Origin of the sequence: Rossellomorea yichunensis, from assembly GCF_032337515.1 — a bacterium.
GTDB lineage: Bacteria > Bacillota > Bacilli > Bacillales > Bacillaceae_B > Rossellomorea > Rossellomorea yichunensis.
In genome coordinates this window covers 119,630-134,961 of sequence record NZ_JAVYAD010000003.1, presented here as the reverse complement: position 1 = coordinate 134,961, position 15,332 = coordinate 119,630, and the positions used below count along the sequence as shown (strand labels likewise).

12 protein-coding genes are annotated in these 15,332 nt (G+C 41.0%); 4 read left to right on the top strand and 8 right to left on the bottom strand.

What is annotated here, in order from left to right:
* Positions 1–71 precede the first annotated feature (71 nt).
* Both thiI and RSX31_RS08515 read right to left on the bottom strand, forming a co-directional pair.
* On the bottom strand, positions 72–1,283 hold the full coding sequence (gene thiI / locus RSX31_RS08520; RefSeq protein WP_315634269.1) for a tRNA uracil 4-sulfurtransferase ThiI: 1,212 nt from the start codon (positions 1,281–1,283) through the stop codon (positions 72–74).
* Complete coding sequence (locus RSX31_RS08515; protein ID WP_315634268.1) at positions 1,280–2,431, bottom strand: cysteine desulfurase family protein; 1,152 nt, start codon at positions 2,429–2,431, stop codon at positions 1,280–1,282. The genes thiI and RSX31_RS08515 overlap by 4 nt, the downstream gene beginning before the upstream one ends.
* 342 nt (positions 2,432–2,773) lie before the next feature.
* Here RSX31_RS08515 and brnQ point away from each other — a divergent pair, with 342 nt between their 5' ends.
* On the top strand, positions 2,774–4,114 hold the full coding sequence (brnQ, locus tag RSX31_RS08510; protein WP_315634267.1) for a branched-chain amino acid transport system II carrier protein: 1,341 nt from the start codon (positions 2,774–2,776) through the stop codon (positions 4,112–4,114).
* A 65-nt stretch (positions 4,115–4,179) separates the two neighbouring features.
* Here brnQ and ezrA read toward each other — a convergent pair whose 3' ends face one another.
* On the bottom strand, positions 4,180–5,874 hold the full coding sequence (gene ezrA / locus RSX31_RS08505) for a septation ring formation regulator EzrA (RefSeq protein ID WP_315634266.1): 1,695 nt from the start codon (positions 5,872–5,874) through the stop codon (positions 4,180–4,182).
* 599 nt (positions 5,875–6,473) lie between these two features.
* Here ezrA and hisJ point away from each other — a divergent pair.
* Positions 6,474–7,262 carry a histidinol-phosphatase HisJ gene (hisJ, locus tag RSX31_RS08500; RefSeq protein ID WP_315634511.1) on the top strand — a complete coding sequence of 263 codons (789 nt, stop codon included), beginning with the start codon at positions 6,474–6,476 and terminating at the stop codon, positions 7,260–7,262.
* A gap of 57 nt (positions 7,263–7,319) precedes the next feature.
* Here hisJ and refZ read toward each other — a convergent pair whose 3' ends face one another.
* Positions 7,320–7,973, bottom strand: coding sequence for a forespore capture DNA-binding protein RefZ (gene refZ, locus RSX31_RS08495; protein ID WP_315634265.1), 654 nt, complete (start codon positions 7,971–7,973; stop codon positions 7,320–7,322).
* A 284-nt stretch (positions 7,974–8,257) separates the two neighbouring features.
* Between refZ and RSX31_RS08490 the strand changes: the two genes are divergently transcribed.
* Positions 8,258–8,743, top strand: coding sequence for a GAF domain-containing protein (locus tag RSX31_RS08490; RefSeq protein ID WP_315634264.1), 486 nt, complete (start codon positions 8,258–8,260; stop codon positions 8,741–8,743).
* Positions 8,744–8,981: 238 nt separating this feature from the next.
* Here the strand turns inward: RSX31_RS08490 and megL are convergent, their stop codons facing one another.
* The 3 genes from megL to RSX31_RS08475 all read right to left on the bottom strand — a co-directional run bounded on the left by megL (position 8,982) and on the right by RSX31_RS08475 (position 12,812).
* Complete coding sequence (megL, locus tag RSX31_RS08485) at positions 8,982–10,163, bottom strand: methionine gamma-lyase (protein ID WP_315634263.1); 1,182 nt, start codon at positions 10,161–10,163, stop codon at positions 8,982–8,984.
* Between the two features lie 166 nt (positions 10,164–10,329).
* Positions 10,330–12,162, bottom strand: coding sequence for a sensor domain-containing diguanylate cyclase (locus RSX31_RS08480; RefSeq protein ID WP_315634262.1), 1,833 nt, complete (start codon positions 12,160–12,162; stop codon positions 10,330–10,332).
* 41 nt (positions 12,163–12,203) lie between these two features.
* Positions 12,204–12,812, bottom strand: coding sequence for a hypothetical protein (locus RSX31_RS08475; RefSeq protein ID WP_315634261.1), 609 nt, complete (start codon positions 12,810–12,812; stop codon positions 12,204–12,206).
* A gap of 347 nt (positions 12,813–13,159) precedes the next feature.
* On the opposite strand from RSX31_RS08475, the gene rpsD reads away from it, so the two are divergent.
* Positions 13,160–13,762 carry a 30S ribosomal protein S4 gene (gene rpsD / locus RSX31_RS08470; protein ID WP_034765742.1) on the top strand — a complete coding sequence of 201 codons (603 nt, stop codon included), beginning with the start codon at positions 13,160–13,162 and terminating at the stop codon, positions 13,760–13,762.
* A gap of 299 nt (positions 13,763–14,061) precedes the next feature.
* Here rpsD and tyrS read toward each other — a convergent pair whose 3' ends face one another.
* Positions 14,062–15,324, bottom strand: a complete 1,263-nt coding sequence (gene tyrS / locus RSX31_RS08465) for a tyrosine--tRNA ligase (protein WP_148996131.1) — start codon at positions 15,322–15,324, stop codon at positions 14,062–14,064.
* Positions 15,325–15,332 lie beyond the last annotated feature (8 nt).

Genomic DNA, 15,332 nt, shown 5'->3' with positions numbered 1-15,332 from the left:
TTGTGAGTATAGATTGTGTAAAAACACATGGCTTCATGCAAAGAAAATTGTTGGTAAATAATCCTAAATTTTTAGAGTAGTTCGTCAAAGGTTTTTTCTACATTTGAACCTGTTGATCCATCAATGGTGATGGTTTCCGTACCTTCGACGGCTTCTTTAATAAGAGTATCAAAATCAACAAAGCTTTCATAATACGTCACTTTATCTTTTTTAGGTCTTGTTTTTGGTGCAGGTGGCGTGAAGATGGTACAGCAGTCTTCATATGGGAGAATCGAGATATCATGTGTATCGATCTTTTGAGCGATATCAATGATTTCAAGCTTGTCCATGGCGATGAGCGGTCTGAGTACCGGTGTATTTGTCACATCATTAATGGCCTGCATGCTTTCTAACGTCTGACTCGCTACCTGTCCAAGACTTTCCCCGGTCACCAGGGCCAATCCTTCATTCTTTTCACGAATCTCATCAGCAATACGGAGCATCATACGTCTCGTTGAAGTCATCGTGTAATTTTCAGGAACCTGATCATGAATGGTTTGCTGAATTTTCGTGAACGGTACGATATGCAACTTCACCTTTCCACTGAATGCAGACAGTTTCTTGGAAAGATCGATCACCTTTTGCTTTGCCCGCTCACTTGTAAAAGGTGGGCTGTGGAAATGGACCGCCTCTATTTCAACGCCTCGTTTCATCGTTAAATACCCGGCAACCGGACTATCGATGCCTCCTGATAGCATGAGCATCGCTTTTCCGCTTGCGCCAACCGGCATCCCCGTTGAGCCTTGATAAATTTCCGAGGAGAGATAGACACCCTCTTTTCTAACTTCTACATTAAGGTTGATATCTGGATTTTTCACATCCACTTTTAATCCATCCATATTTCGGAGGATATAGGATCCAACCTCGTAATTCAATTCGTTTGTATCCATTGAGAACTTTTTATCCGCTCTCCGGGCAGACACCTTGAATGTTTTCCCCGGTGTGAAACTCTTTTGAACGAGGGCCAATCCTGCTTGGTTGATCTCCTCGATATCCTGAGCCACTTTTACAACCGGACTGAAGGATTGGATTCCAAAGATTTTCTCCAATCTTGGAATGATTTCTTCCCCGTTCTCTTCCCCTAATTGGATATGCAATCGATCCCGGCTTGCTGAAACTGAAATCGTTGGAAAATCTTTCAATGCCTGCAAAATATTTTCCCGTAGCTTGGCCGTGAACATCTTTCGGTTTCTGCCTTTTGTTGAAATTTCACCGTATCTGACTAATATGCGATTATAATTCATCGTGATCTCCTCATTGTCTTTTGTAATTGTTCTATTTCTTTTTTTAATAACTGTATGAACTGACGGCACTCTTCCATCGTATTGTGAAAAGACAGACTGATACGAATGGAGCTGTTCGCCTGGCTCTTTGATACACCCATCGATAGAAGGGTTCGACTTGGCTTACTTTGCTTTGATGAACATGCACTTGTTGTGGACACGAACACATCATGCAGGTCCAATGCGTGAACGACGACCTCACCTTTGAAATCTTCTATAGAAAAGTTAAGGATGTGAGGAGCATGGTGCTCCACTGGTGTATGAACGGTCACACCTTCCATTCTTTCCAGTTCTTTTCTTAAATATCGCTGGTTTTCCTCCATCATAGGAAGCTGTTGTTTACTTTCCGTAAGGTGCATCCTTAATGCCTTTGCAAATGACACAATTCCACCTGTGTTTTCCGTACCGCTTCTGAGATTCCCTTCTTGCTCCCCACCTGAAATGATAGGGGATAGCTCAAGTCCGTCCCTCACATAGAGCATTCCAGTTCCTTTAATGCCATGTATTTTATGAGCGGAAATGCTGCATAAATCAATATGCCTTTCGTGGAGAATAAGGGGGACCTTCCCGCATGCCTGAACAGCATCAACGTGAAAAAGGATCTTTGGATAGTCAGAAAGCAGCATCCCTATTTCCCTGATCGGCTGAACACTCCCGATTTCGTTGTTCACCTGCATGACAGAGACGAGAATGGTGTCTTCCTGGATCGCGTCTTTTACTTGTTCAGGTTGAATCCTTCCTTGCGCATCGACATCGAGGTATGTCACTGAATACCCGAATAACTCTAATTGTTTAACGGCACTCCGGACGGAAGGGTGCTCTATATTCGTGGTAATAATATGTTTCCCTCTGTGCCCGTATTGTAAAGCCGTCCCCTTTATCGCCAGGTTATTCGATTCTGTTCCACCAGAGGTAAAGAATACCTCTTTCTGCTTTATACCTAATAATGAGGCCACTTGTTCCCTGGACTGTTGAATTAATTTTTCAATACGCCCTCCAAAGGAATGAATCGATGAAGGATTAGCATAAAAGTGTTCATTCACTTTAAGAAATGTATCCAATACTTCCTTATATGGCTTGGTTGTTGCACTATTATCTAAATAAATCAAGATTTCACCTTCTTTTACTTATGGTGACCTGCGGATTTCACAGTAATATATACAATCATTAATCTTACCATAAATCATCCTGAACCCAAATCTTATTCAACATGCATGGCAGGATATTATTGTAGCAATACTAATTTTCTAAGATCATTCGAGAATTTTTAGCAATTTCCAAAAATAATCATTGAAAAATGACAGAATTTTTGCGAGAATCATAAAGGAAATAATCGCAAAAGTTATTTAAATATACTAAATTGTAAGACTATTTAGTTTTTCGACATTTTTCTACAATCTTATGATAAGATAATTTTGCTTATGATAACGATTACAAACGGAGGGTTATATATGAATGAGAAAGCGCTGTCATTCAGCCAAATCTTTACTATAGGATTAATGCTCTTTGCTCTTTTCCTCGGAGCAGGCAATATGATTTTCCCGCCCTTTTTAGGTCAGCAGGCCGGGGAACATGTGTGGACCGGTATTTTCGGATTTCTCATTACAGGAGTAGGACTTCCTTTATTGGGTGTTATCGCCATCGCCAAATCTGGAGGAGATCTTCAGACACTTGCAAATCGAGTTCATCCTTTATATGGACTAGTCTTCACCATTGTGATGTATTTGGCCATCGGGCCATTTTTCGGGATTCCGAGAACCGGTACAGTTGCCTATGAAATCGGAGTGATCCCATTTTTACCTGAAGATGTTGCAAAATACGGAACTCCTTTATTCATTTATACGATCATCTTTTTTGGATTAACCGCATGGCTTGCGATGAATCCTTCAAAGCTCGTAGACAGAATCGGAAAGATTTTAACACCTTCCCTGATCGTGATCCTTACGATCTTAGTGGTCAAGAGTATCGTAACTCCTATGGGAGATTTCGGAGCACCGAACCCCGCTTATCAGGATGGAGCGCTGTTCAAGGGATTCATTGAGGGGTATCTGACGATGGATACCATCGCAGCACTAGTATTCGGGATTGTGGTCATTAATTCAATTAAAGACCGTGGTGTGACGAGTAAAGCAAACCTGACTCGGATAACGATCATTGCAGGGGTCATCGCTGCCATCGGTTTAGCACTTGTTTATTTATCTTTAAGTTACATTGGAGCTACAAGTACAGATTCCATCGGTACTCAAGCTAACGGTGGTGCCATTCTATCAGCGGCAGCGAGTCATTTATTCGGTTCTTTAGGAACAATCATCCTGGGACTGGCGATCACGTTTGCATGTATTACTACGTCAGTCGGACTAGTTTCTGCATGTTCACAATATTTCGCAAAGATTCTTCCTGTATCTTATCCGAAGCTAGTGATCATCATGTCTGTATTTAGTATGATTATTGCCAATATTGGGTTGACTCAGCTGATTGCTGTATCATTACCGGTACTCATTTTCATCTATCCATTGGCCATCGTATTGATTTTACTGTCGTTCATGCACAATGGATTTAACGGATATTCCCTCGTATACGTGGGAGCTTTAATTCCAACAGGCTTGATCAGTTTAATTGATGGGATTAAAACCGCCGGGATTGACGTGACTGCCATCAGTCAATCACTTGAATTCCTTCCATTCTATACACAAGGGATCGGCTGGTTAGTGCCTGCTATGATCGGTGCAATCATTGGGTTCGTCATTGCCGCACTTGCAGGACAGACAAAGCGTACGATTGAAGCCAGTTGATTACATGAAAAAAGGACTGATTTAGAAGTTCATTCTAAATCAGTCCTTTTTATTTATGATGATTATTATTTTTCCTCAATATCCATCATTTTCTCGATTTTCTTAAGAGCACCCGGCTCTACTTTTTCAATCGTTGTTGCCGCTTCTTCCAATGCTTTGCGGTAATCGTATTGACGGAAGGATTCTTCAGCAGACTGAAGACCATCCCTGACTGAACTATACTTACTGCGGTAGCGATTTCCATATTGAATGATTTTCTCTGATAGAAGTACGTTTTCGATCAGATCTCCCGTCTTCGTGTAAAAATGATCGACAGTGTCTTCTGCTCCAAGTAGTGTTTCTTGAACAAACTTCATGTTTAAAGGCTTTTCGGTTAAGCTGGCATTCACTTGCTCAATCTTCCGATGGACCTCATCGAGAAGATCTTTGTAATCAGCAGGTAAGCCGGGTACATTACTCTTTGAAATCATGCGGCTCGCTTCAGCCACCTTTTTCTTAAGCTCCTGGATTTTTTCGCGGGTTGCCAGTTCATCCTTACGCAAGTTTTGTAAGTAGATGGAGAACTCACTCTGTTCACGATCCAATTCTTCCAGGCCGTTTCGGATTTCTTTCAGCTCATCACTTAGTGAGGAGTACGCAGTTCCATTCGATTCTTCTTTATTCATCAACATTTCGTGACGCTTTGAAAGCTGAATGATCTTCGTCTCAATTTCGTACGGTGTATCAAGGTCCGCATCTTGAAGATGGTAGCCTTGTTTCACAAGCGTTACTTCAGATTGAATATCTTCATTATCTTCCTTTGCCTTGATCAATCCTTCAGTCGTCTGATCTTTATACTGTTGGACAAAATGTTTGGCATGTACTTCTTTTTCCAGTAAATCATAAAGGTTCTCGACCTTTACTTTAATTTCCTGAATTCCTTCTTCTACCTCTTCTACCTTCAGCTCTTCAAGATTTTTATTAAAGTGGAGCAAGGTATCCTTCAGGGATGCAACCTCATTCTCTACATCAATATGATCAAGCTTGTATCCTTGACCTTTCATCTCCACGTATCCCGCTTCAAGCTCGGACAACTGTGTAGGCAGAAGGTTTTCGCAATCGGTGATCAGTTTCGGTACCGTCTCCATTTTGTAGGAAACATCCTTCATTTCCTGTGCCAGACTAAGGACTATTTCTCTTGCATCCAGATAATTCCCCTGCTCTGTTAAGTCATTGAATTGATCCATCTGTTCAGAGAGCTTATCTAAAATGTTCTCTATGTACTTAGCGGTTTGACCATATGTATGACGATACGCAAGTAACTGCTTTTTACTATTTCGATAGTCTTCTTGAAGAGATTGAATTTCTTCACGGTTCTTCTCTTCGCTGCCGATCAGTTCATTTAACTCTGTCAGAATTTGCTCGATTTTCTGTTCGGTCTCAGTCAAGACCTTGTCAATTCGGGATAGGATCTCTTTCGTTTTGGTAAATCGAAATTTATCGGTGTACTCTTCTGCATCGAATAGCAGTTCTTCAACATCAGGAAGCTGCACCGCAACAATCTCATCCCATCCTTGTCTCCAACCGTCAAACAATTCTTCTGTTTGCCCCGTCATATTCAGTTGCTTCACTTTGGAGAGTTCATCTGAAACCGGCTTGTTCATAATATCTATTTTCCAAGCTTCATAGCGATCAATTTCAGCGTAATATTTTTTTCTAGAGATAAATCCGATAAGGAATATGATTAAGATAAGTATTATTCCAGCGATGACGTATTGCATCTTAAGCCCCCTGTTCAACTATTCAGTAGACATCTATATCAATTTGAATGTTTCATTAATAAATTCTCATTGCTATAATGATACCATGTTAACGACAATTTTTGACTATTAATTTCTAATTTTTCAGTGATAAAAAGTCATTTTCAGCAAATTCAAGGAAAAATAGACTTTTTTTATGTATTTTTAATATTACTTTTTATTTTTCAGGCTGTTTTCGTTAAAAATTGTGTTATTTTTTTGAAATGAGTGGTGTATGAAAAATGGGACCGTTCCTTTCCGCTACAGGCACTTGCTTTCCGCGGGGAGGAAGTCAAGTGCCTTCCGCTCCAATCCACTCTGTGATTCTATATTCTTACTGCCTAATTAAACCAAAAAGGAGCGGAAATAACAGTAGATTTGGGTCGCCCTTATCGTTAAGAAAAAATGAAACAGTAAAGAGAACGATAAAATAAACCAAATGACAAAAAATGGTTTTAATTACCATCGAGCACACACTGGTTAACAGATCATTTGCAGGTCCTATGTTATAATTCACACTGTTTAAGAAAAAAGCCTTTTTTTAGAATTAATCACTATTTACAAGGAAGTGAAGACCTTTGGTGAAAGTGGACGGACATATTCATACCCCTTTTTGTCCTCATGGAAGTGCCGATACATTTGAAATGTATATTGAAAGAGCGCTCTCTTTAAACTTTTCTGTTATAACATTTACGGAGCATGCGCCACTTCCCCAGGGCTTTGAAGATACAACCCCGGACAAGGATAGCGGAATGGATCCATCACATCTTTTGGAATACTTTCAAATCCTGGATATCCTAAAGGAGAAATACAAAGGTGAAATCACGATTCGTACAGGGTTAGAGGTCGATTACATTGCAGGCTTTGAAGAAGAAACCGCTGAATTTTTAAATATTTACGGACCCCGATTGGATGATAGTATTCTTTCCGTCCATTTTTTAAAGCACGGAGGAAAATGGAATTGCCTGGACTACAGTCCTGATGTATTCCATTCTATGATTGATTATTACGGATCCGTCGATGCGATTTACGAACACTATTATGATACGGTAATAAAGTCGATCAAAGCTGACTTGGGACCCTATAAGCCCAAGCGGATCGGCCATATGACCCTCGTAAAGAAATTTCAAAGGCTTTATCCGGCTTCCCATGCTTTTTCAGATAAAACTTCTTTGATATTAAAAGAAATGGCATCGAGAAATTTGGAACTGGATTATAATGGGGCAGGCCTGGTGAAGCCCTATTGTGGTGAGCCCTATCCCCCAACAGAGATCATCCAACAAGCTCTTACTTTAGGAATCAAAACCGTTTATGGCTCCGATGCCCATACAGCTGCAGGTGTCGGTCAAGCTAGAGCAGAGATGCTGTGATAAAAACAAAGAACTCTTCTATTAACTTCGAAGAGTTCTTTTGTTGCTTTTCACTGCTTAGATAATGAGTTCTTTCTTCATGATTTCCTTCGCTTCGGAAACGAGAAGTAAATCAATCCACTGATCGATATTTTTATAGTATTGATCGATAAAATAATATTCCTGAGGGAACATTTGCCACACTTCCCTTAGTTGCTGACTATTAAGGAACGGCATCGTCAGCATGGATTTGAGCTGAATCACCAAAAAGCTGACAGGTTGTTTCTTCAGGGCATGATCTTTCATCCCTTGTTCAAACAATCGCTTCATATAGTGTCTTTCTTTCATTAAATACGAAGAAATGATTTCACGCACAACCTGCGAATCAATCGAAACTTCCCTCCAGATGAACCTGGATAATTGATGATGTTCACTTTGGAATTTCAAGATTTTATACACTGCCCGCTTTAAGCATAAATCCGCACTTACATAGTTCAAGGCTTCCACTTCTTCCTGAAGAAAACGCAGATACTGTTCAAAGAAATGAGTGAAGCAAGCTTCCAGCACACCCTGCTTTCCTTTAAAATAATAGGAGATGGTAGCGGGGTTAACATTCGCTCTTTTTGCTATATCCCGGACAGAGGTCCCATCAAAGCCATGATCATAAAACAAATAAACGGCTGCTTGAAAAATGGCATCTTTCGTCGGTATGGAGGTATCTAGTTTTTTCATATTTCCCCTTCTTTCAAATATGATAGGCGTATGAAAAAAACAGTGACAAGAATTCAATCTATTAAAAATCTTTTGATGAAAAAATCTAAATCATTGAAGGTTTCGATGAATTATGCTAAAAATGGTTCAATAGATGTTTCTATTATAGTTTGTTTACTCAAAGAATTCGTGTTTTCATGTGGATTTCCTTTAAGTATTTCTCGACAGGATTTGTTGTACAGAGGGCTTTGGGAAACAAACGGACATGAAATAACGCACATTATGTAGAATTGGGGGAGTTGTTGGTGTTTAAAGCAGAAAAATATCAAGGTACAAAGGAACAGGGCTTTGGTCTTGTGACGAAACAACTGAAAGCTTTATTAGAAGGCGAACCAAATCAAATCGCGAATCTAAGTAATGCTTCTGCCCTCTTAAATCAATTTATGGACCGTATTAACTGGGTAGGATTCTATTTATATGAAGAAGAAAGCAATCAACTGGTGTTAGGGCCATTCCAGGGACTTCCTGCATGCGTAAGGATCCCACTTGGCAGAGGCGTTTGCGGTACATCTGCAAGCGAACAAAAAACACTTTTAATCGATGATGTTCATCAATTCCCCGGACATATCGCATGTGATGCAGCCTCTCAATCAGAAATCGTCGTCCCACTTGTGAAAGATGGAAAACTGATCGGTGTTCTGGATATTGACAGTCCGGAAAAAGCCAGATTTGACGAAGAGGATCAGAAGTACTTGGAGATTTTTGTGGAAGAACTAATGCGCCACCTTTAAACTCCATTCTGACAGACCCTGCCGATAGGGTCTGTCTTATTATTTTTTTGCATGGGATTGGTCCAATTGGAGGGGTTGTTGTGCCACTTTGGCAGGTTGTTGTTCCACTTTCAACGTTTGTTGTGCCACTTCCAGCATTTGTTGCGCCAAATTGTGAACACCAGCAGCTCACTAATCACGATTACAACACATCACTAAAAAGGAAGGAACCGACCAGCCCGGTTCCTTCCTTTTTTACTTATGCCTTATTCAACGCCTGCGACAAATCATCCCAAATATCCTCCGGCGCTTCCAATCCTACGGAAAGCCTTAGGAGAGTATCACTGATTCCCATGCTTTTTCTTGACTCTTCGGGTACGACTGCATGAGTCATGGTAGCCGGATGCTGGATCAATGTTTCTGCATCCCCCAGACTCACGGCGATCTTGATCATTTCAAGATCATCCATCAGCTTCTGTGCCTCTTCCTTCGAACCCTTAATCGTAAAGGAAATCATTCCTCCGGCTTTCTTCATTTGTTTCTTCATGACCTCATGTTGAGGATGATTGGAATGGCCCGGGTAGATGACAGATTCTACTGCCGGATGTTCGGCTAATAGGCCTGCAATCTTCTCTGCACTTTCACAGTGACGGTCCATTCGCACAGCCAACGTTTTTAACCCCCGCAATAATAACCATGCGTCAAAAGGAGAAATGATTCCTCCAATATCCTTCTGAGTCGTCATGCGAATTTCTGCCATCTTCTCCTGTGATCCCACAACGAGCCCCGCGACCACGTCTCCATGACCACCGATATACTTCGTCGCGCTGTGGATGACAATATCGCATCCAAGTTCCAACGGTCGTTGTAAATAAGGAGAACAGAATGTATTATCTACCACTACAGGAATTCCCTTTTCACGGGCGACCTTCACGACAAGCTCAAGATCGATTAACTGCATAGTCGGATTGATGGGTGTTTCTACATAAATACAGCTCGTATGTTCAGTGATTTTCTCCCGGATTTCCTCTTCTGTACTCATGGAAGAGAAATCATGTTGAATGGAGAATTTCTCTTGAAGCAGCTGAAGTAAACCGAACGTACAGCCATAGACGCCTTGAGAGCATAGGATATGATCTCCTGATTTAGTCAAGGAGAATAATACGGCGGATACAGCTGCCATGCCGGAACCGAAGGCAAGGGCAGACCCGCCCCCTTCCAATGATGCCATCCTGTCTTCCAGAATCGATACTGTCGGGTTACCCAGTCTTGAATATATATATCCTTCCTCTTCACCGGCAAAGCGATTTTCCCCTTGTTTCGCATTTGCAAAGGTATAAGTAGAAGTTTGATATAAAGGCGGCGCTAAACTATCAAAGTGCTGAGATGATGCATACCCCTCATGAATCACCCTTGTTTCAAAACGCTTCTCTTCTTTCATATAGTATTCCTCCCAGTATTCCCTTTAAGTCTAAGTAACTACTATTCTAGAATATGATAACCACAACAAAAAAGAAAGCGGTTACACTAAAGTGATAAAGGAAAATGTCCAACAAAGAAGAACCCGGAAAAGCCATGGCAGCTCATTCACGGGTTCAGGAACTCTCTTATTCCAGGATGATTCCATCACAATCTTTCACAACCTGGTTCTTACCGTTATTCTTCGCATGATAGAGTGCTTCATCTGCTTTCTTTACTAATTCCTTTACAGACTTTGGACACTGTTCGTCCCTTACTCTCCATGTGGATAAGCCACAGGACAAAGTCACTGAAGGATCTGTATTCACAGGAATCTCCTCGACAATGCGTTGAGCAATGTCAGAACCGGCCTCATGGTCAAGAGAAGGCAGATAGACCGCTAATTCTTCTCCTCCCCATCTGGCAACAAATCCATCTTTACCTACGATATCTTTAATCAGGTTCGCTACTCCGATAATGACTTCATCACCAATTTGATGGCCGTAATTATCATTTATCGACTTGAAATCGTCAATATCGATCAATAGTAAGGTTCCCACTGAATCCTTGTTCATCGAAGATTCCATTTCATCATCTAGATAATTTCGTGCGAATAATTTAGTCATATGATCGGTAATGACCATTTGCTCCAGTTTCTCACGTAGGGTTGCATTGGTGATTGCCAGGGTCGAATGATGGATAAACGACTGAAGCAGCTTGTACATATCAAATGAAAACATGTACGGTTCTTTATGTAAGACCATGCAAAACCCCAGCAGGGCTTCATTTTGAATCATTGGTACGGCCATAACCGAAGGAAAGACCGCTCCCTCCTCGAATCGATCACTTACATCACCTAAAAAGATGGCGTCCCGTTCCTTCTCGATTCTCCCCATAACATAGGAGATATACTTATCACCTTCTTCTTCAAAAAAAACAGAAGAGCTTTCTTCCAGGATTTTATACTCCCCTTTTTGAAGGAGAACAAATCCGATGGCTGATGCCTGAAAGGATCGTTTAATCTGTTTCTTTAAAAACAAGACCGTATCCGTTAATCGTAAATTCAAATTTAACTGATGGGAGGTTTCATTTATAAGCTGCAAATCGGTAATGAGCCTTTTAGACTGTTCATAAAGTTTGGCATTTTCAAGGGCATTCCCTGCCGTATAGGCAAGTAAGCGAATGAACTCGATCTTCTGTTCCGTAAAGGTGAAATGGGCCTTTGACTTCACTTCGAGCACGCCATAGATCCCCTGTTTTCCTTTTAATGGTGCATACAGGACATCCTGTTCCCTCACTTCGATACTCCCGTTGACAAATGCCTGCATGGCAGACTCATTGGCACGATCAAAGTCAAAATTTTTAATGGGGAGTGTCCCGAATTCATACCTGTCGTTAGACAATAACAAGTGAAATTCATCGATCGGAAATACCTGCTTCAACGTTTCAATGATCTGCACGAGAAGCGTATGGACATCTCTTGTTGAGTGAAAGATCTCCGTTACTTTAAATAGTTCCCTGTACCGTTTTTCATCTTCGAGTACGGTCTGGATTCCACCTGTATGCTGTAAAAACTGATTGCTGGCTTCCCAAAAGGAATCGAGCCAGCCATCGTCTTCCACTTCTTTACATACATTCCTTTTTACTAAAAGCATCGCCAGAGGACTGCCATCTTTATTCGTAAAGTGAAAGCGGATGGTGCAATCATCCTCTTCCTCAACCATTACAGGTCGAAAAATGTATTTCTCCTTTGTTTCAGCAAGTGTGAGGGGAACTTCCTCATTGTCACTGGGGTGATATAAGAAATAAGCAGACTCGCTATAAAAATATAAAAATGCCCGATCAATATCAAGGCAGTCTTTAACAATTGTCAGCCACTTTTGCAAATGAGCAGAATGCCCCAATTCAACTGACATTTCTTCATAGATTAAATCAAACAGCTTTGACTTATATTCAAGCAATGAATTATGAACAACGTACATTTTTCTCACCCACACCTAAAAGGTTTGTGAAACTATTAACATCAATGACCTTGAGCCAGCACCAGATCTTCTTGTAATACCACGAGCCATAAAGGCTGATCCACCGATAAGGAATGGACTTCCACGGGTTCAGCTTTATGATCTGACAAATCCAGTTGTATCGGGTCTTTGTTCTCTATAAGGGAAATGTCTATCAACTGATGATGCTCATCATATTTAAAGGGTTTTTTACTTGAGAACACTGAAGATGGAGCCTCCTTCTTCTCTTGTAAAACCTCTAATGATTTTGAAAATAACACCCATTGCTTCTTATCTAATTGGACCCAAATCCCCTCTTTACCTTTGGTGAGCCCTATCTTTTTCACTCTTTTCTGTAACGACACACTATGTAATACCTTGAAATAATACTGATTACTTCTATCAAGTTCATATATAATAAGGACAGGCTGATCTTGAGCCATCTTTGCTACGGCGATGACGGGGTTCTGCTCTCGACTTCCTGCAGTTAATACCTCCGCATGAATCGATTGCCCGGACTCATCTACTCTTTCCGAGGAATCGGTAGAATAAACAAACCCTCCGAAAACAACCAGGACGCACAGACCGATCAATCCAAATCGAAGGGACTTTTCTCTTTTTGATTCTTTCAACGACATTCACCTATTCAACATATTTTCCACTATTTATTATATCACAAGAAATGACTTTTGGACTATTTTGTTTAGAGAACAATACTCGCAAGAATCTATGAAACCTATTCATCTTAAAATACTTCCTTGACTTCTATTCTCTCCCGTCATATAATATTCTTTGTGTAAAATAATGCAGCTTCAGTGAAGTCCTTTATGATCGTATTTTGTTCCTCTACACTTTGAGGTGTATCTTGTAACCCTCTGCTGCTAGGGCGAAGGTACATGAAAACAAAATACACATAATTGTTTATTCACAGGTGTTTTTATTTTACAACAAAATAAAAACAATAAAGGAGGAGTCATTCATGGCTCGATATACTGGCCCAAGCTGGAAATTATCTCGTCGTCTTGGAATCTCTCTAAGCGGTACGGGTAAAGAATTAGAAAAGCGTCCTTACGCTCCTGGACAACATGGTCCTAACCAACGTAAAAAAATCTCTGAGTACGGTTTACAACTTCAAGAGAAGCAAAAACTTCGTCACATGTACGGAGTAACTGAGCGTCAATTCCGTAACCTATTTGACCAAGCTGGCAAATTACAAGGTAAACACGGTGAAAACTTCATGGCGCTACTTGAGTGCCGCCTGGATAACGTTGTTTATCGTTTAGGTTTAGCTCGTACTCGTCGTCAAGCACGTCAACTTGTTAACCACGGTCACGTAACAGTGAACGGATCTCGCGTAGACATCCCTTCATTCCGCGTACTTCCTGGTCAAACAATCTCAGTTCGTGAAAAATCACGTAACCTTGACATCATCAAAGAAGCGATGGAAGTGAACAGCTTTGTTCCTGAATTCCTAACTTTCGATGCTGACAAATTAGAAGGTACATTCACACGCGTTCCTGAACGTTCTGAATTACCAGCTGAAATCAATGAAGCTCTTATCGTTGAGTTCTACTCTCGTTAATCTTTGTAAGAAAGACACTGTCCATTTTATGGGCAGTGTTTTTTTGTGCCTTAAAAACCTTTTCTTTATTAGGCAGAGTCAGCATTTGGATATTTAATATAAAATACATACGAATTCATTACGATTCAGGTCGGTTTTCGGTACCGGACTTATTCATCAGAAGCATTTCTTTTCAACTTTTCAGATATACTTTCAACTTTGGAACTTTTATTTTCAACTCCCTCTTCCACACAAAAAAAGCACGGTACCCGCTCCACAAAAGAGAAACGGATACCGCACTGTCAGATTCAATAATAATATTATACGTACTGAATTCTAAAATATTTCTTCTTTCCGCGGCGAATGATGGTAAATTGTCCTTCGATCATGTCTTTTTCACCCATCACATGCTGAAGGTCTGTTACACGTTCACCGTTAAGGTATACTGCACCATTTCCGACATCTTCACGCGCTTGTCGCTTAGATGGTGAAATTTTCGCATTCACGAGAAGGTCGATCAATCCGATCTCTTCTCCTTTAGACTGCTCGAATGAAGGAACATCTTTGAATCCTTCTAGGATTTCAGAAGCTGATAGAGATTTAATCTCACCACTGAATAATGCTTGTGTGATGCGGATCGCTTGATCCAGTGCTTCTTCGCCATGAATCAGTTTTGTCATTTCTTCAGCAAGTGCCTTTTGCGCCTTGCGAAGGTGAGGTTCCGTTTCAACTGACTGTGCCAAAGCATCGATCTCTTCGTGTGAAAGGAATGTAAAGTATTTCAAGTATTTCACGACATCTGCATCAGCTGCATTGATCCAGAACTGGTAGAACTCGTAAGGAGATGTCTTCTTCGGATCCAACCAAATCGCGCCACTTTCGGTTTTACCGAATTTACTTCCATCCGCTTTCGTGACGAGTGGAATCGTGAAACCAAATGCCTTCGTTTCTTCTTCATGGGTACGTCTGATCAGTTCAAGGCCAGTCGTGATATTCCCCCACTGATCGCTCCCACCGATTTGAAGCTTACAATTGTAGTTGTCGTATAGATGATTGAAGTCCAGGGCTTGCAAAATGGTGTACGTAAATTCAGTGAACGAAATACCAGATTCCAGGCGAGACGCGATCGTATCTTTTGCCAGCATGTAATTTACACCCACATGCTTACCGAAATCACGAAGGAAAGTGACAACATCCATCGCTCCGATCCAGTCATAGTTATTCACCATCACTGCGCCATTTTCCCCTTCGAAATCAAAGATGCTTTCCAGCTGCACTTTAATGCTCGCTACATTCCCCTGAATCGCTTCAATTGTCTGCAGTTTACGCTCTTCATTTTTACCACTCGGGTCACCAATCAAGCCGGTTGCCCCTCCCACTAGCACAAGGGGACGATGCCCTTGATTCTGGAAGCGTCTCAATGTTAAAAATGGGAGCAGATGCCCGATATGCATACTGTCTGCTGTCGGATCGATCCCGCAGTAGATGGAGATGCTTTCTTTATTCAACAGGTCCTTCAACCCTTCAGCATCCGTTTGTTGATACGTGATTCCACGCCATTCCAAGTCCTTTATCAAATCCATGTTCTTTT

Excerpts from the sequence above, each read along its gene's own strand:
- refZ (WP_315634265.1), bottom strand. The coding sequence starts at position 7,973 with ATGAAAAAACTAGATACCTCCATACCGACGAAAGATGCCATTTTTCAA.
- ezrA (WP_315634266.1), bottom strand. The coding sequence starts at position 5,874 with ATGCAATACGTCATCGCTGGAATAATACTTATCTTAATCATATTCCTT.
- rpsD (WP_034765742.1), top strand. The coding sequence starts at position 13,160 with ATGGCTCGATATACTGGCCCAAGCTGGAAATTATCTCGTCGTCTTGGA.
- thiI (WP_315634269.1), bottom strand. The coding sequence starts at position 1,283 with ATGAATTATAATCGCATATTAGTCAGATACGGTGAAATTTCAACAAAA.
- megL (WP_315634263.1), bottom strand. The coding sequence starts at position 10,163 with ATGAAAGAAGAGAAGCGTTTTGAAACAAGGGTGATTCATGAGGGGTAT.
- tyrS (WP_148996131.1), bottom strand. The coding sequence starts at position 15,324 with ATGGATTTGATAAAGGACTTGGAATGGCGTGGAATCACGTATCAACAA.
- RSX31_RS08480 (WP_315634262.1), bottom strand. The coding sequence starts at position 12,162 with ATGTACGTTGTTCATAATTCATTGCTTGAATATAAGTCAAAGCTGTTT.
- brnQ (WP_315634267.1), top strand. The coding sequence starts at position 2,774 with ATGAATGAGAAAGCGCTGTCATTCAGCCAAATCTTTACTATAGGATTA.